Consider the following 26,170-nt stretch of genomic DNA (forward strand, 5'->3'; position numbering starts at 1 on the left):
CATGATAGAACTGGGAAAAGTACAGGAACTGGAAGTACTCCGGGAAAAGGAATTCGGCGTTTACCTGGGTGAGAAGGAGGACGCGGAGGCTTCCGTGCTTCTGCCGAAGAAACAGGTGCCCGCAGGGACAAAGACGGGAGACAGGCTCCGCGTATTTATTTATAAGGATTCGGAGGACCGCCTGATCGCGACGGCGACCATGCCGAAGCTGCAGGTGGGAGAAACCGCGCTCCTTAAGGTGACCGATGTTTCCAAAATAGGTGCCTTCCTGGACATGGGGCTGGAAAAGGAGCTGCTGCTTCCTTTTAAGGAACAGAACCATAAGGTGAGGGTCGGTGAAGAATGCCTTGTAGCCCTTTATGTGGACAAGAGCGGCCGTCTGGCGGCGACGACAAAGGTATACTCCTATATGAACAGCAATGCACCGTATAAAAAGGACGACTGGGTAGAATGCCGCGTCTATGAAATCAATGAGAATCTGGGAGCCTTTGTGGCTGTCGATGATAAATATTATGGATTGATCCCGAAGAAGGAACTGTTTTCCAGCTGTCATCCCGGCGAGGCGCTGAAAGCCCGCGTGACGAAAGTCAGGGAAGACGGAAAGCTGGATTTGAGCCTGAGGGATAAAGCATATCTGCAGATGGACACCGACGTGGATCTGGTGATGAAGGTGATTGATGAGTTTGACGGAGTCCTTCCCTTCAGTGACAAAGCGGATCCCGAAGTGATCAAACGGGAACTGGGCCTGAGCAAGAATGCATTTAAGCGAGCCGTAGGACATCTCTTAAAAGAAGGTAAAATAGAGATAACAGAAAAAAGCATCAAAAGAAAAGGAAAGTGAGGAAATGAACATGAAGAAAGTAATCAGCACAGAAAACGCACCGGCAGCAATCGGACCTTATTCACAGGCGATTGAGGTAAACGGCATTGTCTACACATCCGGCCAGATTCCGGTAAACCCGGCTACAGGCGTAATTCCTGAGGGAATCGAAGCACAGGCTGAACAGGTAATGGAGAATGTAAAGAACCTTTTAGAGGCAGCAGGTTCCTCAATGGCCAACGTAATCAAGACAACGGTATTTATCAAAGATATGGGCGAATTCACAAAGATTAATGAGATTTATGCCAGATACTTTGAGGGTGACTGCCCGGCACGTTCCTGCGTGGAAGTTGCCAGACTGCCGAAAGATGTTCTGATGGAGATGGAAGCAATTGCTTTAAAATAGTCACAGTTTGAATAATCACAGATGAGTGAAAGGAAGATCCGGCCGGAAGGCCGGGTCTTTTTTTTAATTCATAGGAAATTGCGTCCTCTGAATCAAAAAACGCTCCGCTAGGATGCACATGCCGCGCAAGAATCCCGCGAGCGGGATTCATTGTTCTGAAGGCGGTAACTGGTTCGCGGAACGTGCAGGTTATCGTTCTTTTCGGAAAGTTTTCGAACTCTCCGATAGAACCATAAGCCATCGGGGGCGGGAACAATGTCTGGTTGTATACCATTATAGTGAAAACAGGTAAAAAGATGACGCTTTCGGTTTTGAAATGCCGGATATGGCACAATTTGTTAACATAATATCCCTGTTCTCATGCCGGGAGGACCGGGGTATTACATCTCCAATTATTGGCAGGAGAAGATCGAAATGCCTGTTATTTAAGAAAATCACGATGTCAAGCGGCAATCCTTCACGTCTTTTCTACTTCCCGTGCCGCTTAAATTTGTCTAAAATAGACAAAGAAAAAAAGCAGGCAAGAGGATTGCACAGAAGAGGGAGTAAAAGTTTGTTGAGTTTTCACAAATTTGTTTTTAATTTAAACAATTCTACCAAATTTAAACGGAATCATCGGAATGAGGCGAATTTAATTTGACATTTTGAACACTTTTTTTGCTGTATATACAAAATGCTCAAAATGGAGAAATGATTTTGTGACATTTAAAACATGGTCTGGAAAACGAAGGCATGGTAGGATAGATGCATACCGAATGAGAAAAGATATCGTGATGATGCAGTTGAAACAGGAGGAACAGGAAGAATGGCCAGTTTATCACTTAAGAACGTAACAAAAAAATATCCCAATGGCTTTGTAGCCGTTAAAGATTTTAACCTTGAAATAGCAGATAAAGAATTTATCATCTTTGTAGGACCTTCCGGCTGTGGTAAGTCTACGACACTCCGTATGATTGCCGGTCTGGAAGACATTACTTCGGGTGAACTTTATATTGATGGAAAACTGATGAATGATGTGGAGCCGAAGGACAGAGATATTGCCATGGTTTTCCAGAACTATGCGTTATATCCCCACATGACCGTATATGATAACATGGCGTTTGGATTAAAGCTGAGAAAGATGCCGAAAGATGAGATCGATCGTCTGGTGCAGGAAGCAGCAAAAATCCTGGATCTTTCCCACCTGTTGGACCGTAAGCCGAAAGCACTTTCCGGCGGACAGAGACAGCGTGTAGCTATGGGACGTGCTATTGTGCGTAATCCAAAGGTCTTTTTGATGGACGAGCCGCTGTCCAACCTGGATGCCAAACTGAGGGGACAGATGCGTATTGAGATCTCCAAACTTCATCAGAGACTGGGAACGACCATTATCTACGTTACCCATGACCAGACAGAGGCCATGACACTGGGAACCAGAATCGTCGTTATGAAGGACGGTGTCGTTCAACAGGTGGATACACCTCAGAACCTTTACGACAAACCGGCAAATAAGTTCGTAGCAGGCTTTATCGGAGCTCCGCAGATGAACCTTTTAGATTCCACAGTCGGCAAGTCCGGCTCCGACGTGACCCTTTCGTTTGCAGGCAATACTATCGTACTTCCGGCCGACAAGGGCAAAGCGCTGGAAGATGCAGGATATATCGGCAAGGAAGTGACCATGGGTATCCGTCCGGAAGATCTGCATGACGAGGAGGAAGCGGTCAAAGCGGCGGCAGGTTCCACGATCAAAGCATCGATCCGTGTATACGAGATGCTGGGCGCAGAAGTATTCCTGTACTTCGATGTGGATGAGAACAGCTGTACGGCTAGAGTAAACCCAAGAACAACCGCACGTCCTGGCGATACGGTTGAGTTTGCACTGGATATGGCGAAAGTACATATCTTTGATAAAGAAACAGAACAGGTGATTTTAAACTAAATATCAGATAAGGCTTGGTAAGAGCCGGAACGCGAAGCGGGGAAGTATCTCCGTTATGCGGTCCGGCTCTTTTTGCGTGGGGATTTAGTTGAGATGCGAGGACGCCTCTGTAAGATGGCGGACGGGGGAGTGGGAGGGTGTATATGAGTCTTCAGTCCCGGTTGGTAGGATGTCGTGAGGGGAATCCAGGAGAAAAAATTCCTACGGGGACTCGCTTTCGCTGGTGGAATGCGCAGCGGATGCTAAGCTCGAAAGAACCTCGCTAAGCACCGGCGGATTCCAAGGTCCCCTTCGGAAAGTTTTCTCCTTCCTTCCCCGGCAGGTTGTCGGCGGGACTGAAGACTCAGCGAAGGTTGTTGCCCCGTCCGCCGGCTTCAGAAGCTGATTGTCTCTTTCGTCAAGTGCGATGGTGGTATTGTCGCGGCCACAATATAGTCGTAACTGTTGTACATTCTGACTACATCCTGGGCTGCATAAAAAGAGTATTATAATAAACACTCTAAGATTCTAAGTTTACATAGTCTCATAATGAACAGGATGTAGTTTTCAGGCATCCTTAGGCATCCTGAGAAACGTAGTGGCAGCGGCAGGCGCCTCCCCTCTTGAAGAAAGAGGACAGATCAGCCGCCGCAGGCCGGGGGCCGGGCAGCCGTCTGGGCTGAGTCTTTCGTCCCGGCCATAACCTTCCTGCGGGGAAGAAGGGAGAAAAAGATTCCGGAGGGAACCTGGGAGTTCATCGGCACTTACCGAGGTCTTTTCGAGGTTAGTGACCGTTATGTACTCCAACGAGCGCAATGTCATTAAGTTAAGAGATTTTGATTCCGCCTATGTAATGGATTTTCTTTCGGAAGGTCAAGCGCTGCCTTTTTATGGCACCACAAAAAGGCAGGTTGCCATCTGCCTGGTTTCTGTCTTATAATGAAGGGGATATTAGACAACTCTGTAGTTGAATTTTACTGCGGGATGATAGCTTACCTTCCGGGGAAAGCTCCGATTCGGGCGGATTGGCAGCAGTTCTTTCGCGATCAGTGTTTCTACATCAGGTGGAGCTCCCTGGAAGTGACCTTTCAGGAAATTACGGCAGATATGGATGGCCATTGTGTGGTTAACCTGGTATTGATATTTCGTACCTTTTTTCTCGACGATCACAGCGGCAATGACGATCTCGCAGTAATTATACAGGATGACCCGTGCCAGGATTTCCTGTTGGATGAGCTCCACCTTTTTTGAATGGAGATTGGAAAGGCCAATGGCATATTTCAATTCCCGGAAGGAAGTTTCGATTCCCCAACGCATCCGATAGAGTTCTTTTAACTCTTCCGGAGGAAACTCTTTTTTTGGGAGATTGGTGATGACACACTCATAAATGCCCGGTGATACTTCAAACCGTACAATCCGCAAGGTCATTTTAAACTGCGGCCGCTCCTTGTTGAGAAAATAGGGGGAGTTGCCATGGGTAACGATTTTGTAAAGCTCCGGATGGGTTCGGATATACTCGTTTTTGCGCCAGGTAAAAATCCGGGTAAAGGTTTCGTCGAATTGGGCATCCTTTTCTTTCGGGAGTGGAAAGCCCTTTACAATCCCCCCGGTATTGCCGTCCTTGACCCGGAAGAGATAGAAAAGCTCTTTTTGTTCAATCTGGGCAAAGAGACGGTAGGCCTCATAGCCGCGGTCAGCGATCAGAATCGAACCGGGAGTAAAATCCCGGCGTTCCAACATCTCGCAGAGGCCTTGGACCTCATGGTGCCCTTTTCTTGGATGGATGATCAAATCGGTATAACAGTAATTGCATAAATCATAAAGGGCATTGATATGAAGCTGATAGTAATCCTTCTGGGTCTCGCGCTTTGAATAAGAGTAGGCTTCATTTCCCGGGACATGGTCAAGGGGGACATTCAAAACAGAACCATCGCAGGCCAGGAGTTGGTGTCCACGGTAGGAAGAAGAGAGGAAGGCCTGGTTAAACTGATAAAGAAGGTGATAAAAAGCCTTCAGGCGTATCTTTTTTCTTTGCTGGATTAAAGCGGAGGGAGAGACGGTATCCGCCTGATAGTCAAAGAAGTCCAGAAGCTCTTTTTTTAAGGGAGAAGCCTGCATGGAAAGAGTAAATCTCATGGTGGTGAAGAAGTCAAGGATGCGGTTCCTGGTAAAATCCTTATCCGGATTCAAAACATAAGGAGCCGGGGAAGCGGCCATAGAGCGGATGATTTGGAAAAGCGTATTTTTTGCAATCAGTGCCTGGTTCATAAACGAAACCTCCTAAAGATAATTTATAATTAAGGGCTTCGCCGCACATTTTTATAAAGATGTCAAGTGTTTTTTGCGATTTCAAGAAAAAAAATCAAGAAAAAAAGCGACCTATGAAAGGAGGAATTTCATACATCGCTTTATGATGGTAATTATAAATTTCTTAACTTAATGACATTGCCAACGAGCGAAAGCGTTTCCCGCAGGATCTTTTTCTGCCCGTATTCCCCACCCGCGACAACTTACAAACCGGGACTGGAGACTCACATCCTCCCTCTCACCATCCCGCCCCCTGGCCGTCCCGGCGGCGTTCTCATTTCTCAACATAAATCCTTAAATATTACTTGACAAAAATTGTCAACATTGGTATAGTAGAGACAGATAAGAAAGGGAGGCGCAGAACTTGCTGATAACAAGAGAGACCGACTATGCACTGCGTATACTCCGCACCCTTTTAAGCGGCGAAAGCCACACCGTGGGAGAGCTTGCCGAGAGAGAGAGCCTGCCTCAGAAGTTTGCATACAAGATTCTCAAGAAGCTTGAGAAAGCGGGATTTGTGCAGATTACAAGAGGAGCGAGCGGAGGCTGCCGGCTGGATTGTGACCTTAATACGATGACACTCTATGACCTGATTGACGCGGTGGAGACGAATGCCCGTCTGACTTCCTGTATGGCACCGGGATATGAGTGTGAGTGGCGCGGTAAGTATGGTGCGCCGTGCAGGATTCATATGCAGCTTGCCAAGGTACAGCATGCCATAGATCAGGAATTCCGCTCGAGAAGTCTTTACTGGATTTTACAGGGGGATGAGGAAAGCGGAGAAGTGTGACAAAAGAACAATTGAGAGATTCATACATGACAAAACAGTACCGCCGCTGACGGAAAATCAGATGGCGGAATTCTTTAAAATAAAAAGTGGATAAAAAATGTCAAGTATAAAAAACAGTTTCCATCATACAATATTAGAGATCTTGATACAGTTCGGCCCCGTGGCCGGGCTGCTGCGGGATTTTCAACAGACGGACCCACTTGAAAAAAGCGGCGCAAAGCTGCCTGAAGAGTTACTGTACACGGAGTGAACAGTAACTCTGAACAAGATATTACCTGCCCAAGATAAGGCGGTAACAGATAGATGATGCATGATTAAAACCAAAAAGGAGAAGGAGGAAATCATATGCTGTTTACAACGACACAGGAACATGAGGAGATTCGCAGGAAAATCCGGGAATTCGCGGAGGCTGAGATCAAGCCGCAGGCGTTTCTTCTCGATCAGAACAATGAATTTCCGGCAGAAGCCGTGGAGAAACTGGGGAAAATGGGCCTGATGGGTATTCCATATCCAAAAGAGTACGGCGGAGCCGGCAAAGATGTCTTAAGCTATGCGATTGCAGTAGAGGAGCTTGCAAGAGTGGACGGCGGCGCAGGCGTTATACTTTCCGCACACGTATCACTGGGATCCTGGCCGATTTTTGCATTCGGCACGGAAGAGCAGAAACAGAAATATCTGGTTCCCCTGGCTAAGGGAGAAAAGATTGGAGCTTTTGGCCTGACGGAGCCGAACGCCGGTTCAGATGCAGGCGGAACAGAGACAACGGCAGTTTTAAAAGGTGACTATTACCTGTTAAACGGCGGCAAGATTTTTATCACCAATGCGCCGAAGGCAGATACATATGTGGTGTTCGCAGTGACGACACCCGATATCGGAACGAGAGGCATTTCCGCTTTTATCGTAGAAAAGGGCTGGGAAGGGTTTGAGTTCGGGGATCACTATGACAAGATGGGTATCCGTTCCTCCTCAACGGCAGAACTGATTTTTAACGATGTAAAAGTTCCGAAGGAAAACCTTCTCGGCAAAGAGGGAGAGGGATTCAAGATCGCGATGGCGACATTGGACGGCGGACGTATCGGAATTGCAGCCCAGGCGCTCGGTATTGCCCAGGGAGCTTATGAGAATGCACTGGAATACTCAAAAGAGAGAATCCAGTTCGGCAAACCTATCTGCCAACAGCAGATTGTATCCTTTAAACTGGCTGATATGGCGACAAAGCTGCGCTGCGCACGGTTCCTGATTTACAGCTCCGCAGAGCTGAAGGAGCACCATGCCCCGTACGGAATGGAATCTGCAATGGCTAAACAGTATGCTTCCGACATCGCCCTGGAAGTTACAAACGATGCACTCCAGATCTTCGGCGGCAGCGGTTATCTGAAGGGAATGGAAGTGGAACGCGCTTACCGTGATGCGAAGATTACCACAATCTATGAGGGAACCAACGAAATCCAGAGAGTAGTTATTGCTTCCCATATCATCGGCAAGATGCCGAAGGAATCCGGCGGCGGAGGAGCCAAGCTGGTAAAAAAGGCAGCTCCGATTACCGGACTCAGGAAGAAACAAATCCTGAAAGAGGGAAAGGCACAGGAGAAAGTAGACACCCTTGTGGCAGCCCTGAAAAAAGACGGTTTTGATTTTACGGTGGGAATCCCGTTAGACACACCGATTCCTCAGGCAGAGAGAGTAGTGTCCGCAGGAAAGGGAATCGGCGATAAGAAGAACATGAAGCTGATTGAAGCGCTGGCTGTCCAGGCGGGAGCCGCAATTGGTTCCTCACGTCCGGTGGCGGAGACGCTTAAATATGTGCCGCTCAACCGGTATGTCGGAATGTCGGGCCAGAAATTTACAGGAAATCTTTACATTGCCTGTGGTATCTCAGGCGCAACACAGCACTTAAAGGGAATTAAGGATGCATCCATTATTGTGGCAATCAATAAAAATGCAAACGCGCCAATCTTTAAAAACTGCGACTATGGAATTGTCGGGGATGTGATGGAGATTCTTCCGCTTCTGACGGCGGCGCTTGACAACGGAAAGGCTAAAGAACCGGCTCCGCCAATGATCAAGATGAAACGTCCTCAGATGCCGAAAGAAAAACCGATCGGCAAGACATATGTCTGCGGAGGCTGCGGTTATGAATATAATCCGTCGGAAGGCGATCCTGACAATGATATTGCTCCGGGAACACTGTTTGAGAAACTTCCGGAAGACTGGGTCTGCCCGGAATGTGCAGAAGGAAAAGATATGTTTATCGAGGCGTAAAACTCGGGAATTTTGGTAAGAGATGCACGAAAACACCTCGCAAAGCAGTGCCCCGTCTTACCGGGCACATCACCTGTGAACAGTAACGAAAGGAGAGTCACTTTATGTATTGTGTAAGAAATGTAACGGAAGATTTATATTGGGTTGGAGCCAATGACCACCGTCTGGCCCTGTTTGAAAATATACATCCCATCCCAAGGGGAGTTTCCTATAATGCGTACCTGCTGCTCGATGAAAAAAACGTTTTATTTGATACGGTTGACTGGTCGGCATGCCGCCAGCTTCTGGAAAACATGGATCACCTGCTGAGTGGAAAACCTCTTGACTACCTTGTAATCAACCATATGGAGCCCGACCACGGCGCATCCATCGAAGAGATTCTGCTGCGCAATCCGGACGTGAAGATTGTCAGCACGGAGAAGGCGTTCATGCTGATGCGTCAGTTCGGCTTTGATGTTGACAGCCATGAGCTGATTGAAGTCCATGAAGGCGACACAATGACCTTTGGTAAGCACACGGTAACCTTTGTCTTTGCCCCGATGGTACACTGGCCTGAGGCTATGGTAACCTTTGATATTACCAACGGCGTCCTGTTTGCAGCCGACGCATTCGGTTCCTTCGGCGCCCTGGATGGAAAGCTTTTCAACGACGAAGTGAATTTCGACAGAGACTGGATTGACGATGCACGCCGCTATTTCACCAATATTGTTGGAAAATACGGCCCTCACGTGCAGGCGCTTTTAAAGAAAGCCGGAACCATCGACATTAAGATGATTTGCCCGCTTCACGGTCCGGTATGGCGTTCTGATTTAGGATACTTTATCGACAAATACGATCACTGGAGCCGCTATGAGCCGGAAGAAAAAGGCGTTCTGATCGCCTACGCATCCATGTACGGCAATACGGAAGCGGCAGCACAGGCGCTGGCTACAAAGCTCTGTGAAAAGGGAATGACCAATGTACATGTGTACGACGTGTCCAACACGCACGTTTCACAGCTCATCTCGGAAACATTCCGTCTGAGCCATGTGGTATTGGCATCCGTTACCTACAATCTGGGAATCTATCCGGTTATGCACAATTTCCTGATGGATATGAAGGCGCTGAACCTCCAGAACAGAACGATTGCCATCATCGAGAACGGCTCATGGGCCTGCAAATCCGGTGATTTGATGCAGAAGTTTGTAGATGACGAACTTAAAAACATGACGGTTTTAAATGAAAGACTTTCTCTGGCCTCCGCTCTCCATGCTGACAAGGCGACGGAGCTGGATGCACTGGCAGACGGTATTATTGAATCAATGAATAAAGCAGAATAATGAAATTTCAGTCCCTGGAGAGCGGATGACGAGCGGGAAAACGGTCGTACACATGGTCTCCGGGGGCTGATTTTGTACGTCATGCCGGAAATACGGCGGACGGGACAAAAGACACGCAGGTTATTAAAGAGGTCTTTGCAAGACAATTATCTCATAGTTCTCTGTCTGGGAAACCTTACCGGTTGGATGAAATTTATTTTTGAGCCAGAAATGTTCGCTTTGGAGGTTCCCTTTTACGTAGCCCAGCTCAATGAAGGAAAAATCACGTTTCAGACAGCAGCATATTTCTTCAATGAGTCTGGAGCCGTTTCCTTTGCCCTGCATGGCTGCATCCATCATAAAGAAACCGATCCAGGCCGTCTTTGCATCCGGATATTTTACGATTAGATCCATGACTGCGGCGAGTTTGCCGTTATCCCAAAAGCCCAGATAATATTTGTCTTTAGACTCTTTACCTTTCGGCAGAGCGGACATTTCTTCCTCTATGGATTCTTTGCTGGCGGCCGGAGGGGCATAGCGGTAGTAAATGGGATTTCCATCACAGAGTCTGAGGATGGAGGGGATGGATGTTTCGTCCAGTCTGCTTACTTTATATGTTTTTGATAATGATTGTATTTCCATGATGATTCTCCGTTCCGGTTCTTTTTTTGCGAAATGCAGGTGAAATTCTGCGGTTGAGCCCTTTGGCTGTCAGGGGTATTGTAACATACGGGTGGAACGATTGCTATTCAATTTTGGACGGAGCTGTCCTGCCTTCGAGGGGAAAGATAGTAGAAAAAAAGAAAATTTTATTTTTTTTCAGACACCCTCTTTTATTTTTCCTCGTTTTGCATTAATATAGTAATTAGGGAAAATATAAAATTAAAGGAGAGAAGGATATGATATCAAATCAGATACTCCAGACAAATATTGAGGGTTTGAAGGGTATTACCAGAGTGGATTTAAGCATTTGCGATACTGAAGGCAAAGTGCTTGCGTCCACATTTACCGGTGCTGAGGAGTATGAAAGCGCGATTTTGACTTTCGTAGACTCTCCGGCGGACAGTCAGGTAATTCAGGGCTATCAATTTTTTAAGGTGTTTGACGAACACCAACTGGAATATATTCTGCTGGCCAGAGGCGGCAGTGACGACGTTTACATGGTGGGCAAGATGGCGGCGTTCCAAATCCAGAACCTGCTGGTTGCTTACAAGGAGAGATTTGACAAGGATAACTTTATCAAGAACCTGCTTCTTGATAACCTGCTGTTAGTGGATATCTACAACAGGGCGAAGAAACTCCACATCGAGACTAATGTCAAGAGAATCGTTTTCATCATCGAGACACAGCACGAGAAGGATGTCAACGCGCTTGAGACGGTGAGAAGCCTCTTCTCCACAAAAACGAAGGATTTTATCACGGCGGTGGATGAGAAGGACATTATCCTGGTCAAGGAAGTAAAACCGGGCGAGACTTACGACGATCTGGAGAAGACAGCCAGCATGATCGTGGATATGCTGAATACGGAGGCCCTCACAAGAGTCAATGTGGCCTTTGGTACGATCATCAACGAGATCAAAGATGTTTCACGCTCCTACAAGGAGGCCAAGATGGCCCTGGACGTAGGAAAGATTTTCTACAGCACAAAGAATGTCGTGGCTTACAGCAAGTTAGGAATCGGCAGGTTGATCTATCAGCTCCCGCTTCCTCTGTGCCGCATGTTCATCAAGGAGATTTTCGACGGCAAGTCGCCTGATGACTTTGACGAGGAGACCCTGACTACGATCAACAAATTCTTTGAAAACAGCTTAAACGTATCGGAGACGTCCAGACAGCTCTATATCCACAGGAACACACTGGTATACCGTCTCGATAAACTTCAGAAGAGCACGGGACTGGATCTGAGAGTATTCGAAGATGCCATTACCTTCAAGATTGCGCTCATGGTAGTCAAGTACATGAAATACATGGAGAATCTTGATTATTAAAGAAAATTTGTAACAGTTCAGGACGGCTTCTTGACCGGCTTTTTCGGTCAAGAAGATGAGCCGTCCTGAACAATTACAAAAATTTAAAAGAGGGAAAAGGGGAATGCTGTGGTATGGGTTACGTGCCTGTGCCGCAGCAATTCTGTAATTGAGGGATACGAGAAAGATGATAGAGATAACAAATCTCAACAAAACATACAAAGCGGGGAACAGGGCCTTAAAAAACATCAATATCATGATCCAGGACGGCGAATTTGTTTTCATTATGGGACGGAGCGGTTCCGGCAAGTCCACCCTGATGAAGCTGCTCTTAAAAGAGGTGGAGCCGACATCGGGGAAAATTGTGGTGAATGACATGGATCTGGGAAAGATGCCCAGAAGATATGTTCCCAAATACAGAAGGCGTCTGGGAGTGGTCTTCCAGGATTTCCGCCTGCTGAAAGATAAGACCGTGTATGAGAACGTGGCGTTTGCCCAGCGGGTGATCGGAGTGCCGACGAGGACCATCAAAGAGTCGGTTCCCGAGATGCTGAGACTGGTAGGCCTTTCATCAAAATACAAATCATTTCCCAACCAGCTTTCGGGCGGTGAACAGCAGAGGGTGGCGATAGCCAGGGCTTTAATTAATTCTCCCGAGGTCCTGCTGGCCGACGAACCGACCGGTAATCTGGATGCCCAGAACTCCATGGAAATTATGAGGCTTCTGGAAGAGATCAACTGCAGGGGGACGACGGTGGTCGTTGTCACCCACAGCCAGGAGATTGTGAACAGAATGGGAAAACGTGTAATCACGCTGGACCGCGGAGTCGTGGCGGAAGATGAAATAAAAGGCGGTATAGGATATGAGGCTTAGTACATTTGCATATTGCCTGAAAGAAGGTATGAGGAATATATGCAGGAATATATGGTTTTCGCTGGCTTCTACGGCGATTATTTCTGCGTGTATTTTTTTATTCTGCATGTTTTTTGCCCTGGTGGCCAATGTGCAGTACATGGTGAAAAATGCGGAAACCACGGTGGGAATCTCGGTGTTTTTCGATGAGAATATGACGGAGGCCGACATTCTTGCGATTGGAAAAGAGATCGGCGCAAGGAGCGAGGTAAAGGAGACAAAATACATCTCCGCACAGGAGGCTTGGGAGACATTTCAGAAGGAATACTTTAAGGATGTGGAGGAACTGGCGGAAGGTTTTGCGGACGACAACCCCCTGGCCGGTTCGGCTTCTTACGAGATTTACCTGAAAGATATCGCGGATCAGGATAAGATGGTTTCGTACCTGGATACTATTCCGGGGATCAGGAAGGTTAATTATTCCAACGATACGGCTTCGGGACTTTCCAATTTCAACAAGATGCTGGGCCTTATCTCGGGCGTGATCATCGCGATTCTTCTGGCGGTGGCGGTTTTCCTGATCAGCAACACGATCTCCACGGCTGCGGCCTTCAGAAAAGACGAGAATAAAATCATGCGTCTGATCGGAGCCACCAACTTTATGATACGCGCCCCCTTTGTCGTGGAAGGTATCATCATCGGCTTTGCCGGTGCGGCGATTCCGCTGTTCAGCGTATATTTCCTGTACAGGAATGCGGTGGAATATATGATTGAGAAGTTTAACATCATTTCAAACATCATTGAGTTTATCCCGATTGAAACGATTTTCCCGTATATGATCGCGGTGGCGGTGGCGCTCGGCGTGGGAATCGGATTTGTCGGAAGCTTCTTCACCATACGGAAACACCTGAAGGTATAAGAAGAAAGATGGATAAGGAGTAACAGTCCGGCTGCCCCGCTGTTTGCACGGAGACCGGACTGTATGCATAAGGAGCAAAAGATGAGGTATAATGCAGCAGTAAAGAGAACGGTTATTGCCGTTCTTCTGGCATCCCTGGCTGTAGTTCCCGTCTATGGAGCATCCAAGAAAGACGTGGACAGCGCCAAGGGAAAGATAACCTCCATCGAGGAGGAGAAAAAGAAGACGGAACAGGCCATAAAGGAACTGGAATCTCTCAAGGCAAATACGGAAAGCTATGTGAGAAAGCTGGACTCCCAGCTTGAAACTCTGAATGCGGAGATAAGCAGGCTGGAAACAAACATCAGCGATAAAGGAAAGACCATTGAAGAGACCACGGTAAAGCTTGAAGAGGCCGGAGAAGTGGAGAAGAAGCAGTACGAGGCCATGAAAAAAAGGATCAAGTACATGTATGAGAAAGGTGACAGCAGTTACCTGGATCTTCTTCTGCAGTCCAAGTCCATGTCGGAACTTTTAAACAGGGCCGAGTACATCTCAAAAATTTCAGAGTATGACCGGAAGATGCTCGATCAGTACATCGGAATTAAGGACGGCATCGCGGAGGATAAGGCGCAGCTTGAAAGAGAAAAGCAGGAACTGGTCGCGCTTCAGGAGCAGACGACAAGCAAGAAAAATTCCGTGGAAACGCTTGTAAATGAGAAATCGGCCGAACTTAAGAAGGTGGATTCACAGATTGGCACCAAGACAGCCCAGGTGGAAGCTTATGAAAAAGACATAAAGGCCCAGGAAGACAAGATTAAGCAGATAGAGGCGGAGATTAAGAGACAGGAAGAGGAAGCCAGGAAAAAAGCCGAGGCGGCGGGACAGAAGTATAATACAGTAAGTATTGGGAATATTAAGTTTATATGGCCATGTCCTTCCAGCAGCAGGATTACATCGGGCTTTGGAGGAAGGGAATCACCGACAGCGGGAGCCTCTTCCAACCATCAGGGAATCGACATCGGCGCACCGACGGGAAACAATATTATCGCGGCGGCCGACGGAACCGTGACAATTTCTACATACAGCTATTCTGCCGGGAACTATATTATGCTGAATCATGGCGGCGGGGTATCTACCGTTTACATGCATTGTTCCCAGCTGTTGGTATCGGCCGGTGACACGGTAAAGCAGGGCCAGGTTATTGCCAAGGTTGGCTCCACCGGCTATTCTACCGGATCGCACCTGCATTTCGGCGTCCGGCTGAATGGAAGCTATGTAAATCCGACAAAGTATGTAAGCCCATAAATTAGGAGGCATTAGAGATGGATAATAGAAGTAAATTCTGGAGAGGCGTCATGGTCGGCGTCCTTGTGACGGCATTTGCCTGCCTTGTGACGGTGGGAACATCGGCCGGTATTTATATGTTCGGCCGGCGTGTAATCGACAATCAGGTGCAGGTCCAGGCGGAGCAGGGCAATTCCGGCGCCGAGGCTAATGCGGCCGGCCAGGCAGGCAGCGAAAAGATTGATATGGAACGCGTCAACCGTAAGATTGGCGAGCTTCAGTCGCTCATTGACAAGAAATACCTGTTTGAAGACAAGATCGAGGTAGGGAAAGAGGAATCCGGTATCTACAGCGGTTTTCTCTACGGACTGAACGATCCCTATGCGGTTTACTACACACCCGAAGAGCTTGCGAGCTTTATGGATGAGACGAACGGTTCCTACTGCGGTATCGGAGCCATGGTCTCCCAGAACCAGAAGACGGGAATCTCGACGATCATCCGCGTGTTTGAAGACAGTCCAGCCGAGAAGGCGGGAATCCGCCCGGGCGATGTGATATTTGCTGTGGGTGATACGGAAGTGACGGGCATGGATCTCACTATTATGGTCAACAACTACATCAAGGGTGAGGAAGGCACGGATGTAAGCATCACCGTTTACCGGGAAGAGGAAAATGAATACGTCGATCTCACCGTAACGAGAAAGCCGGTGGACGTTCAGACGGTCAGCGGCAAGATGTTATCCGATGAAATCGGTTATATCTCCGTGATCGAGTTTGACAAGGTGACAGATGCCCAGTTTAAGGGCAAGATCGAAGAACTGACCTCCCAGGGAATGAAGAAGATGATCGTGGATTTGAGGAATAATCCCGGCGGTGAATTAAATACCGTAGTTTCCATGGCTGACTATATCCTGGAGGACAAGGGACGCATCCTGACTGTAGCCGATAAAAACGGTGCGGAGGAAGTCTATAATGCGGAGGACGGACACAGCCTGGATATTCCGATTGCAGTGCTTGTAAACGGCAATTCCGCCAGCGCCTCCGAGGTATTTACCGGCGCGCTTAAGGATTACGAAGCGGCCACCATCGTTGGAACCCAGACCTTCGGTAAGGGGATTGTACAGACTTTGTTCCCTCTCTCCGACGGCAGTGCGGTAAAACTGACGACTAACCACTACTATACGCCCAGCGGACTCGATATCCACGGCAAGGGTATAGCTCCCGATGTGGAAGTGGAACTGGATGAGGAAGCGGCAAAGATGCCGGTTCTCCCTGAAGAGATGGATAACCAGCTTCAGGAAGCAATCAGCATATTAGAAGAAAAATAAACAGAACCGGAAGCATTTTTAGACGGTTTCAGGAGTTTCGGGAGAGATTAGCGTGTAAACGTGTTTGTCCCAGGTGAGCAGGTTCTCCTGTTTCATCCGCCCAAGCTCCCGGACCAGGGCGCTCCGGTTGACACCCAGGTATTCTGCCAGCTCGGTATGAGTGAGCGGCACGAATACCTGGTTTTTTTTGAGCTTTTTTTCCTGTTTTCTGTCGCCGCGCAGGCCGATGATATCGGGATATTCCTCCACGATATGGAGAAAACGCAGAATCCGGCCGCGGAGGGAGCGGGTGGAGAGGATCTCTACCTTTGCGAGGAATGTCCTGGTTTTGAGCGCCAGAAGATACATCAGGTTTTCGGAGAAGACCAGATGGCAGCGGCAGTTCCTGCGGCAGAAGGTTCTTGGATCCCGGTATTGGAACAGCAGGACGTGGCAGTCCGTCATGGCTCTGTAATTGACGGTGCTGCTCTGCACGCGGCTCCCGATGAAGGCATCTCCGAACAGCTCGTTTTTCCGTATCTCAGTGAGAAAAAAGTTGTTTCCCTGCAAATCACTTTTTTCCATCAGCACAGTGCCGGATAGGATCAGCCCCACGCAGGTGACGGGATCACCTTCCAGCACCAGATATTCATCTTTATAAAAATTAGCAAAACGGAATGAAAAACAGTTGGAAAGCTGGTCTAAACCGCCCACGTCTATCCCTTTGAAAAGCGGATGCTTCTGTAACAGGTAAAGTTCGTCTGCCGATGTATCCATCATAATTCCCTCCTTTTCCCTTTATTTTATCTCTTATATGTTGCTGCGGCAACAGTAAACTGCAAGAAAAGTGATAAAATTTATAATCGTTGGGCAATAGAACAGCAGGAGGGGACAAGATGAGTTCAGTAGAAGTATTCAGAGATTTAGCCGTAATACTGGTTGCGGCAAAATTCTGTGGGATTGCGGCGAGGAAGCTGCATGCGCCGCAGGTAGCAGGTGTTATTGTGGCAGGGCTTCTTATCGGGCCGGGTGTGCTGGGAATCGTGAAACAGAGCGAATTTCTCGGAATGATGGCGGAGATAGGCGTAGTGCTGCTTATGTTTTCGGCAGGACTTGAGACAAACCTGCGGGACTTGGTTAAAACCGGGCCGGTGGCTTTTTTGATCGCGTGTGCGGGTGTTGCGGTGCCTTTGCTTGGAGGGACGCTGCTCTATATGATTTTTTACGGAGTTTCCCCATTGGGGTCGGAGGAATTTTACAGGGCGGTATTTATCGGAGTGATCATGACGGCCACATCGGTAAGTATCACGGTGGAATCCCTCAGGGAGCTTGGGAAGCTGAAAGGGAAAACAGGAACGGCCATCATGGGAGCGGCTATTATCGATGATGTGATTGGAATTATTGTACTTACATTTGTCATTGGATTCCGGGATCCACAGAGCAGCCCGGCGGCCGTTATTGTCAATACGGTGCTGTTCTTCCTGTTTGCGGGAGTCAGCGGTTTCGTGTTCTATAAGGTATTCAAATGGCTGGATTCGAGATATCCGCATACAAGACGCATCCCGATTCTGGGATTGGCATTCTGCCTTTTCCTGTCTTATGTGGCGGAGACGTATTTCGGCATTGCCGACATCACAGGGGCCTATGCGGCGGGAATCGTGCTTTGTTCCCTGAATGATTCGGACTATATTGCAAGCAAGATGGATATTAACTCCTATATGCTGTTCGGCCCGGTATTTTTTGCCAGCATCGGCCTTAAAACAAACGTGGGGAACATAACGCCTGAGATTATGATTTTCTCGGCTGCTTTTGTTGCCGTTGCACTGATTACAAAAATTGTGGGCTGCGGGACGATGGCAAGGATATGCGGATTTTCCGGAGACGATTCTCTGAAGATAGGAGTCGGCATGATGACGAGGGGGGAAGTGGCGCTTATCGTGGCCCAGAAGGGCCTGGCGGTGGGACTGCTCAGTTCGGTTTACTTTACATCGGTGATTTTCCTGATTATCATTTCTTCGATTATCACGCCTATTCTATTGAAAGTGCTTTTCACAAGTAAGAGTGCAGCCAGGGGAATTCTCCGTCTGCGGAGGGCCGCTTAAGCGGTATCAATTTGTACGGGCCGGAAAATGTTTTCCGGCCCGCGTCAGTGTATCAATTATTTGGCTTCCATTTTTTTGAGGATACTTCTGGCAACGCTGATTCCGTTGGCAGATGCCTGCTGGAGGCCGCGGGTGACGGAAGCTCCGTCGCCGATGGCGCGAAGACCGCGTATACTGGTCTCAAAATCGGTGTTGACAACCACCTTGTTGGAATAGAATTTGACTTCTACACCGTAGAGCAGTGTTTCATCGCTGGCAATGCCGGGCGTGACCTTGTCGAGAGCCAGAATCATTTCTTTTATATCAACCATAATGCGGTGCGGAAGTACTAAGGAAAGATCTCCCGGGACCGCATCTTTTAATGTCGGTATCAGGTTATTGCGGCAGAGGCGCTCCTCCGTCGTTCGCCTTCCTCTCTGGAAATCACCGAAGGTCTGTACCAGGATTTTGCCGTCGCAGAGCATGTTGCTGAGCTGGGCGATATGTTTGCCGTACTCGATGGGAGTCTTGAACGGTTTGGTGAAATTCTTGGATACCAGCAGCGCAAAATTCGTGTTATTCGTCTTATATTCCCTGGATTTATAAGCATGGCCGTTTACAACCGCAAGACCGTTCTCATAATACTCGGTCGCCACCTCGCCCGACGGGTTGGTACAGAAGGTACGCACTTTGTCGTCAAAGGTAGGCGTATAGTAAACGAGCTTTGCCTCGTAGAGGTTCTTGTTCAGGAACTCCATAACCTCGTCGCGGACTTCCACTCTGACGCCGATATCGACGGTTCCGACCTCCGTATCAATGCCGTGGCGGCCGCAGATGTGGCTGAACCAGTCCGAACCCTCACGGCCGATGGCAGAGATAATCTCATCAGCGTAATAAGTCTCATTGCCGTCCGTGACAACGGCTTTGGCAACGCCGTCCTCAATGATAATATCATTGACCATAGTGTTGAAAAGCATATGTACGCCTTGTTTCATCAGGTGTTCCTGAAGACGGGTATATATTTTGTAGCCTTCCTCCGTACCCAGATGACGGATTGGGCATTCGATCAGTTTTAAGTTGGCTGTGATGGCCTTACGTCTTATTTCCTGAATCTCTTTCTGTTTGTCAACGCCGTATACATTCTCATCGGCGCCGAATTTCAGGTAAATATCATCGGATTCCCGTATAAGCTCCAGAGCTTTGTCATATCCCAGAATCTCCGGAAGGTTGCCGCCCACGTCGGGTGACAGGGAAAGCTTGCCGTCGGAGAATGCTCCGGCGCCTGCAAAGCCGGTAGTGATGGAGCAGGGCTTGCAGCCCACGCATACCTTTGTTTTACGTTTTGGACAGACTCTCTTTTCGATGGGTCTTCCCTTTTCAATCATCAGTATCTTCATATCAGGTTTTGCCTTGATTAATTCGTATGCGCAGAAGATGCCCGACGGTCCGGCACCGATGATAATTACGTCTGCCTGATTCATTGTGTCCATAATGTTGCCCCCTTTTCGTTGTTTAAACTAAGAACAGAAGTGTTACTGTCCACAGAACCGTTGTCTTTTGCAGGGCTGTGAATCGCAACACGGAATCCTGTATAACGGGATTCCCAGCCCGCGGCAGGCTGTTTTTCAGCATAATTTCCATAACATAAAAAAACCAACCGCGGAAGTTAGATACGACAGTAAAGCTGTCGCCTATAGTCAACTATTCCGGTAGCTGGTAGAAACGTTCAACCAATCATGAACTTATATAAGCACAACACTTGAATTCTACCATAATCAGGGGGAGAGGGCAAGTGGTTTTAGAGGGATAATTCCTGCTATTTCCTCTTTTTTTGTATTAAAAATGCCGTCACAATATCGAAACCTATGATACACGAGAAAATGGGGATTTAATCGAGAAATGAGGACGCCGCCGTCAGGCCAGGGGCCGGGGTGGTGAGGGGGGATCGATGAGTCTTTCGTCCCGGGCGTCAGGGTATCGTGGGCGGGGAATCCGGGCAGAAAAAGTTCCTGCGGGAAACGCTTGCGCTCGTTGGAGTACATAATGGTACTAACCTCGAAAAGACCTCGGTAAGTACCAATGAACTCCCAGGTTCCCTCCGGAATCTTTTTCTCCCTTCTTCCCCGCAGGAAGGTTATGGCCGGGACGAAAGACTCAGCCAAGATAGCGGCCCGGCCCCCGGCCTGCGGAGGCTGATTTGTCCTCTTTCTTCAATGGGGGAGACGCTTGCCGCTGCCACTACGTTTCTCAGGATCACTGAAAACTACATCCTGTTCGCTATGAGACGATGCAAACTTATAATCTTAGAGTGTTTATTTTGACACTCTTTTTATGCAGCCCAAGGTGTCATCAGAATGTAAAAGAATCACGACTATATCGTGGCCGCGACAATACCTCTCTCACACTTGACGAAAGAGACAATCAGCCCCTGAAGCCGGCGGACGGGGCAACACACTTCGCTGAGTCTTCAGTCCCGTCGACCACCTGCCCGGGGAAGGAAGGAGAAAACTTTCCGAAGGGAGACCTTGGAATCCGCCGGTGCTTGCTGAGGTTTCTCACGAAGCTAGCATCCGTTGCGCATTCCACAAGCGGGAGCGAGTCCCCGTAGGAATTTTTTCTCCTGGATTCCCCCTCACCACAATCTACCAACCGGGACTGAAGACTCATACACCCCCTCCCACTCCCCCGTCCGCCGTCTTACAGAGGCGTCCCCGCATCTCAACTAAATCCCCATTATGTACTCCAACGAGCGCAAGCGTTTCCCGCAGAAATTTTTTCTGCCCGGATTCCCCGCCCACGACACCCTTTCTCCGGGACGAAAGACTCATCGAACCCCTCACCACCCCGGCCCCTGGCCTGACGGCGTCGTCCTCATTTTTCCACCGCCTCCCTTTACATCCCCCCAAAAACCTGTTAAAATGGCTAAACACAGCGTTAGATTCCCAGTGGAGGAAATCTAACGCTTTAAGGCGTGTCTGTCCGCAAATGCCAGGGATATATCAGCCGGACGAAAGACAATATCAAAAACAGAATCACATAAATTTGATCGTATAAAGGAGAATTTATCATATGTATATTATAGCAGGACTCGGAAATCCGGGAAAAGAGTATGACGGCAGCAGGCACAATGTGGGATTTATGACTCTGGATACACTGGCTGACCGGTATCAGATCGAGATCAGGGAAAAAGCGCATAAGGCCCTGATAGGAAAAGGAATGATTGAGGGAAATAAGGTGATACTGGTAAAGCCGCAGACTTATATGAATCTGAGCGGAGAGAGTATCCGTTCTGTGATGGATTATTATAAGACGGAGCCGTCGGAATTTATTGTAATCTACGATGATATCAGCCTGGAACCGGGACAAATCAGAATCAGGAAAAAAGGCAGCGCAGGCGGGCATAATGGTATCAAGAATATTATCGCCCATCTGGGAACGCAGGAGTTTCCGCGGATCCGCATCGGGGTAGGGGAAAAGCCGCCCAGGATGGATTTGGCCGATTATGTGCTGAGCCGTTTCCCGAAGGAAGAAAAAGAGGAGATGGAGCAGGCGTTCCGTGACGGGGCGGCGGCGGCCGTTTCCATGATGAACGAGGGGATTGACACGGCCATGAACCGTTTTAACGGATCGGCCAGAACCCCGAAGAAAGAGACACAGCGGCCCGAAGAGCAGATAAAGGCGTGAAAATAATGATGCATACAAACGGCAAAAAGGCCGTTTCTGTATAGATAGAAAGAGCGGGGAATCACATGGAAAGCATTTTTGCAAATCCACTGGAAGAATTAATTGAATTTGGGGACATGAACCGGGATCTGGAGAGGGGACAGGGGCCGCTTTTGGTGAGCGGATGTATGGACTCACAGAAGGCGCATCTGATATCGGAGCTGACGAAGCAGATTCCGTGGAAACTGATTGTCACGTACGATGATCAGAGGGCCAAGGAGCTTTACGAAGATTACAGATGTTTTTCTCCCGATGTGTTTTTATATCCGGCCAGAGATCTCCTGTTTTACAGTTCCGATATTCACGGAAACCTGCTGACCAGGCAGAGGATGCAGGTGATGAAACACCTGGCGGAGGAGGAGAAAGGTGTCATCATCACGACCGTGGACGGTCTGATGGATCACTTACTGCCCCTGGAAAACCTGAAAAAACAGTGTATTACAATCGGCAGCGGGGAAGCCCTTGATGTGGATGCCCTGAAGCTGTCCCTTGCCGGAATGGGATATGAGAGAGTGGCCCAGGTAGACGGAATGGGCCAGTTCTCCGTGAGGGGAGGCATCATCGATATTTTCCCTCTGACGGAGGAACTTCCCTTCAGAATCGAACTCTGGGGGGATGAAGTGGATTCTATCCGTACCTTTGATCCGGAGAGCCAGAGGTCGGTGGAACAGCTTGAGAAGGCCGTGCTTTATCCGGCCACGGAACTGGTTCTCACCAAAAAAGAGGCGGAGGCCGGAATCGCCAGGATAGAGAAGGAGAAGACCAAATACGTTAAGACTCTGCGGGAGCAGATGAAAACCGAGGAGGCGCACCGGATTGAATCGGTGATCGGGGAGCTTTCAGAGGGCCTTAGAGAGGGATGGAGAGTCCATGGCCTCGGTAGTTTTATCCGTTATTTCTGTTCGGAAACAGTGTCCTTCCTGAAATATTTTCCGGCCGACGGACTGACCGTATTTATCGATGAACCGCTCCGGCTGAAAGAAAAAGCGGAGGTCGTGGAGGAAGAATTCAGGGAGAGCATGACCCACAGGCTGGAGAACGGCTATCTTCTTCCGGGACAGGCGGACTTTATGTACTCCGCTAAGGCGGTCCTTGCGATGGCTATTGGCGGGAGAACGCTTTTGATGCTGGGGCTTGAACAGAAACTTCCCGGCATTACCGTGAAAAAGAAATACGGTATGACCGTAAAAAGCGTAAATTCCTATCAGAACGGCTTCGATCTCCTGATCAAAGACCTGACGAAATGGAAGAAAGAGAAATACAGGGTGATTCTGCTTTCAGGCTCCAGGACAAGAGCCAGCCGTCTGGCCGGCGATCTGAGAGAGTATGATTTGCGGGCCTTCTGTCCCGACGAGGGCCAGACCCAGGTGCAGCCGGGCGAGATTATGGTAACGTACGGAAACCTGCACAGGGGATTTGAATATCCGTTGATCAAGTTTGTCGTAATCACGGAAGGCGACATGTTCGGCGGGGTGCGCCAGAAAAAGAAGAGAAAAAAGACCAACTACCAGGGTAAAAAGATCCAGAGCTTCTCCGAACTGGCCGTGGGCGACTACGTAGTCCATGAAAGCCACGGACTCGGAATCTACCGCGGCATTGAAAAGATTGAACAGGACAAGATTGTAAAGGACTACATTAAAATTGAATACCGCGACGGCGGCAACCTCTATCTCCCTGCCACCAGGCTGGAAGGAATCCAGAAATATGCGGGGGCCGACGCCAAACAGCCGAAGCTCAACAAACTGGGCGGTACGGAGTGGAATAAGACCAAGACCAAGGTCAGGGGAGCCGTAAAGGAGATTGCAAAGGAGCTGGTGGAGCTTTACGCAGCCAGGCAGCAGAGCGAGGGCTTCCAGTATGGACCCGACACGGTCTGGCAGAGGGAATTCGAGGAGATGTTCCCGTTCGAGGAGACGGAGGATCAGCTTGATGCGATAGAGGCCACAAAAAAGGATATGGAGAGCAGAAAGATCATGGATCGTTTGATCTGCGGCGACGTGGGATACGGAAAGACCGAGATAGCTCTCAGGGCAGCATTTAAGGCAATCCAGGAGGGAAAGCAGGTCGTTTACCTGGTTCCCACGACCATCCTTGCCCAGCAGCATTATAACACCTTTGTGCAGCGCATGAAGGACTTTCCGGTCAGGGTCGATATGATGTCGCGCTTCAGGACGGCTACAGAACAAAAAAAGACGCTGGAAGACCTGAAAAAGGGCTTTGTCGACGTGCTGATTGGAACGCACCGTGTGCTGTCAAAGGACGTGGTCTTCAAGAGCCTTGGGCTGCTTATCATTGATGAAGAACAGCGTTTCGGCGTGGCCCATAAAGAGAAGATCAAGCAGCTCAAGGAAAATGTGGATGTGCTGACCCTGACTGCGACACCGATTCCGAGAACGCTCCACATGAGCCTGATCGGAATCCGTGACATGAGCGTGCTGGAAGAGCCTCCGGTTGACCGTCTCCCCATCCAGACCTATGTGATGGAGTACAATGACGAGATGGTGCGCGAGGCTATTCACCGTGAACTGTCCAGAGGCGGCCAGGTGTATTATGTATACAACAGGGTTAACAACATCGATGAGATTACAAATCATGTGGCCTCCCTGGTGCCGGAGGCTAATGTGACTTTTGCCCACGGCCAGATGCATGAGCACGAGCTGGAACGGATCATGCTGGACTTTGTTAACGGTGATATTGATGTGCTGGTGTCCACGACAATCATCGAGACGGGACTTGATATTCCCAACGCCAACACGATTATCATCCATGACGCCGACAGGCTGGGGCTTTCCCAGCTATATCAGATCAGGGGCCGCGTCGGGCGTTCCAACCGGACGTCTTATGCATTTTTGATGTACCGGCGAGACAAACTCCTGCGCGAGGAGGCGGAAAAGCGGCTTCAGGCCATCCGTGAGTTTACCGAGCTGGGCAGCGGAATCAAGATTGCAATGCGCGATCTGGAACTGCGCGGGGCAGGAAATATACTGGGCGCCGAGCAGCACGGCCACATGGAAGCGGTCGGATACGATCTGTACTGCAAACTTTTAAATGAGGCGGTACTGGCGCTTAAAGGGCAGAAAGAGGAGGAAAGTTTCGAGACTGTGGTGGACTGCGATATCGACGCCTACATTCCCGGCTCTTATATCAAAAACGAATACCAGAAGCTTGATATCTATAAACGGATTTCAGGAATTGAGAACCAGGATGAGTATATGGATATGCAGGATGAACTGATAGATCGTTTCGGCGATATACCAAAGCCGGTTGAAAACCTTCTTCTGATTGCGGCGTTAAAGGCAATGGCGCATCAGGCGGGAGTGACGGAGGTTAACATCAACCGTCAGGAGATAACGCTCAAGATGTACAAAAACGCCCGAATTGACACTTCCGGAATACCGGCGCTGATCGATAAGTATAAAGGCGCACTGACACTCAGGACAGGTGACATCCCGTCTTTCTTCTACCAGGACCGAAAGGGTAAGAATAAAGACTGTGCAGCTATGGTGGAAAAAACAGAGGAAATCCTCGGAGAGCTTGGGAAAATGGGGATTTAGTTGAGATGCGAGGACGCCTCTGTAAGACGGCGGACGGGGGAGTGGGAGGGTGTTTATGAGTCTTCAGTCCCGGTTGGTAGATTGTGGTGAGGGGGAATCCAGGAGAAAAAATTCCTACGGGGACTCGCTCCCGCTTGTGGAATGCGCAACGGATGCTAGCTTCGTGAGAAACCTCAGCAAGCACCGGCGGATTCCAAGGTCTCCCTTCGGAAAGTTTTCTCCTTCCTTCCCCGGGCAGGTTGTCGGTGGGACTGAAGACTCAGCGAAGTGTGTTGCCCCGTCCGCCGGCGTCAGGGGCTGATTGTCTCTTTCGTCAAGTGGGGAGGTGGTATTGTCGCTGCCACAATATAGTCGGAACTAGTTTACATACTGACGACATCCTGGGCTGCATAAAAAGAGTATCAGAATAAACACTATAAGATTATAAGGTTATAAGTTTACATAGTCTCCATAGTGAACAGGAGGCAGTTTTCAGGCATTCTGAGAAACGTAGTGGCAGCGGCAAGCGTCTCCCCCACTGAAGAAAGAGGACAAATCAGCCTCCGCAGGCCGGGGGCCGGGCAGACGTCCTAGGCTGAGTCTTTCGTCCCGGCCATAACCTTCCTGCGGGGAAGAAGGGAGAAAAAGATTCCGGAGGGAACCTGGGAGTTCATTGGTACTTACCGAGGTCTTTTCGAGGTTAGTACCATTATGTACTCCAACGAGCGCGAGCGTTTCCCG

The 26,170-nt window shown here is 49.0% G+C and carries 19 protein-coding genes and 1 riboswitch; of the genes, 14 read left to right on the forward strand and 5 right to left on the reverse strand.

The window, feature by feature from the left end; genetic code table 11:
- Position 1 precedes the first annotated feature (1 nt).
- From EJL91_RS17250 to EJL91_RS17260, 3 genes are all read left to right on the forward strand, one after another.
- The gene (locus EJL91_RS17250) at positions 2-841 is read left to right on the forward strand and encodes a CvfB family protein (protein WP_125143247.1); all 840 of its coding nucleotides are present in this window, start codon (positions 2-4) and stop codon (positions 839-841) included.
- Positions 842-851: 10 nt separating this feature from the next.
- The gene (locus EJL91_RS17255; RefSeq protein ID WP_125143248.1) at positions 852-1,226 is read left to right on the forward strand and encodes a RidA family protein; all 375 of its coding nucleotides are present in this window, start codon (positions 852-854) and stop codon (positions 1,224-1,226) included.
- A gap of 805 nt (positions 1,227-2,031) precedes the next feature.
- Positions 2,032-3,144, forward strand: a complete 1,113-nt coding sequence (locus tag EJL91_RS17260; protein WP_125143196.1) for an ABC transporter ATP-binding protein — start codon at positions 2,032-2,034, stop codon at positions 3,142-3,144.
- A 930-nt stretch (positions 3,145-4,074) separates the two neighbouring features.
- Here the strand turns inward: EJL91_RS17260 and EJL91_RS17265 are convergent.
- Positions 4,075-5,391, reverse strand: coding sequence for an IS4 family transposase (locus tag EJL91_RS17265; RefSeq protein ID WP_125140151.1), 1,317 nt, complete (start codon positions 5,389-5,391; stop codon positions 4,075-4,077).
- Between the two features lie 403 nt (positions 5,392-5,794).
- On the opposite strand from EJL91_RS17265, the gene EJL91_RS17270 reads away from it, so the two are divergent.
- The 3 genes from EJL91_RS17270 to EJL91_RS17280 all read left to right on the forward strand — a co-directional run bounded on the left by EJL91_RS17270 (position 5,795) and on the right by EJL91_RS17280 (position 9,801).
- A complete protein-coding gene (locus tag EJL91_RS17270; RefSeq protein ID WP_125143197.1) occupies positions 5,795-6,220 on the forward strand; it encodes an RrF2 family transcriptional regulator in 426 nt (141 codons plus the stop codon).
- 345 nt (positions 6,221-6,565) lie between these two features.
- Positions 6,566-8,482 carry an acyl-CoA dehydrogenase family protein gene (locus EJL91_RS17275; RefSeq protein ID WP_125143198.1) on the forward strand — a complete coding sequence of 639 codons (1,917 nt, stop codon included), beginning with the start codon at positions 6,566-6,568 and terminating at the stop codon, positions 8,480-8,482.
- A 104-nt stretch (positions 8,483-8,586) separates the two neighbouring features.
- Positions 8,587-9,801, forward strand: coding sequence for an FprA family A-type flavoprotein (locus EJL91_RS17280; RefSeq protein ID WP_125143199.1), 1,215 nt, complete (start codon positions 8,587-8,589; stop codon positions 9,799-9,801).
- A 123-nt stretch (positions 9,802-9,924) separates the two neighbouring features.
- On the opposite strand, the gene EJL91_RS17285 is transcribed toward EJL91_RS17280, so the two are convergent.
- Positions 9,925-10,422, reverse strand: coding sequence for a GNAT family N-acetyltransferase (locus tag EJL91_RS17285; protein ID WP_125143200.1), 498 nt, complete (start codon positions 10,420-10,422; stop codon positions 9,925-9,927).
- A gap of 257 nt (positions 10,423-10,679) precedes the next feature.
- Between EJL91_RS17285 and EJL91_RS17290 the strand changes: the two genes are divergently transcribed.
- The 5 genes from EJL91_RS17290 to EJL91_RS17310 all read left to right on the forward strand — a co-directional run bounded on the left by EJL91_RS17290 (position 10,680) and on the right by EJL91_RS17310 (position 16,113).
- Positions 10,680-11,768: a PucR family transcriptional regulator gene (locus EJL91_RS17290; RefSeq protein WP_125143201.1), complete on the forward strand. Its 1,089-nt coding sequence runs from the start codon at positions 10,680-10,682 to the stop codon at positions 11,766-11,768.
- Positions 11,769-11,934: 166 nt separating this feature from the next.
- On the forward strand, positions 11,935-12,621 hold the full coding sequence (gene ftsE, locus EJL91_RS17295) for a cell division ATP-binding protein FtsE (RefSeq protein WP_125143202.1): 687 nt from the start codon (positions 11,935-11,937) through the stop codon (positions 12,619-12,621).
- Positions 12,611-13,519, forward strand: coding sequence for a permease-like cell division protein FtsX (gene ftsX / locus EJL91_RS17300; protein ID WP_125143203.1), 909 nt, complete (start codon positions 12,611-12,613; stop codon positions 13,517-13,519). The genes ftsE and ftsX overlap by 11 nt, the downstream gene beginning before the upstream one ends.
- Before the next feature lie 81 nt (positions 13,520-13,600).
- Complete coding sequence (locus tag EJL91_RS17305; protein ID WP_125143204.1) at positions 13,601-14,806, forward strand: murein hydrolase activator EnvC family protein; 1,206 nt, start codon at positions 13,601-13,603, stop codon at positions 14,804-14,806.
- 17 nt (positions 14,807-14,823) lie between these two features.
- Entirely contained in the window at positions 14,824-16,113 is a 1,290-nt protein-coding gene (locus tag EJL91_RS17310; RefSeq protein ID WP_125143205.1) for a S41 family peptidase, read from the forward strand.
- Positions 16,114-16,131: 18 nt separating this feature from the next.
- Here the strand turns inward: EJL91_RS17310 and EJL91_RS17315 are convergent, their stop codons facing one another.
- The gene (locus tag EJL91_RS17315) at positions 16,132-16,872 is read right to left on the reverse strand and encodes a Crp/Fnr family transcriptional regulator (RefSeq protein WP_125143206.1); all 741 of its coding nucleotides are present in this window, start codon (positions 16,870-16,872) and stop codon (positions 16,132-16,134) included.
- 116 nt (positions 16,873-16,988) lie between these two features.
- Between EJL91_RS17315 and EJL91_RS17320 the strand changes: the two genes are divergently transcribed.
- Complete coding sequence (locus tag EJL91_RS17320; RefSeq protein WP_125143207.1) at positions 16,989-18,194, forward strand: cation:proton antiporter; 1,206 nt, start codon at positions 16,989-16,991, stop codon at positions 18,192-18,194.
- Positions 18,195-18,250: 56 nt separating this feature from the next.
- Here EJL91_RS17320 and EJL91_RS17325 read toward each other — a convergent pair whose 3' ends face one another.
- Both EJL91_RS17325 and EJL91_RS24635 read right to left on the reverse strand, forming a co-directional pair.
- Positions 18,251-19,654, reverse strand: coding sequence for an NAD(P)/FAD-dependent oxidoreductase (locus EJL91_RS17325; protein WP_423243455.1), 1,404 nt, complete (start codon positions 19,652-19,654; stop codon positions 18,251-18,253).
- Between the two features lie 193 nt (positions 19,655-19,847).
- Positions 19,848-19,943: riboswitch (purine riboswitch) on the reverse strand.
- 893 nt (positions 19,944-20,836) lie between these two features.
- On the reverse strand, positions 20,837-21,001 hold the full coding sequence (locus EJL91_RS24635) for a hypothetical protein (protein WP_164516873.1): 165 nt from the start codon (positions 20,999-21,001) through the stop codon (positions 20,837-20,839).
- Between the two features lie 241 nt (positions 21,002-21,242).
- Between EJL91_RS24635 and pth the strand changes: the two genes are divergently transcribed.
- Both pth and mfd read left to right on the forward strand, forming a co-directional pair.
- Positions 21,243-21,857 carry an aminoacyl-tRNA hydrolase gene (gene pth, locus EJL91_RS17330; protein ID WP_125143209.1) on the forward strand — a complete coding sequence of 205 codons (615 nt, stop codon included), beginning with the start codon at positions 21,243-21,245 and terminating at the stop codon, positions 21,855-21,857.
- Between the two features lie 65 nt (positions 21,858-21,922).
- The gene (gene mfd / locus EJL91_RS17335; RefSeq protein ID WP_125143210.1) at positions 21,923-25,450 is read left to right on the forward strand and encodes a transcription-repair coupling factor; all 3,528 of its coding nucleotides are present in this window, start codon (positions 21,923-21,925) and stop codon (positions 25,448-25,450) included.
- The last annotated feature ends 720 nt before the right edge of the window (positions 25,451-26,170 follow it).

Origin of the sequence: Clostridium transplantifaecale, from assembly GCF_900626075.1 — a bacterium.
GTDB classification, from domain to species: domain Bacteria; phylum Bacillota; class Clostridia; order Lachnospirales; family Lachnospiraceae; genus Otoolea; species Otoolea transplantifaecalis.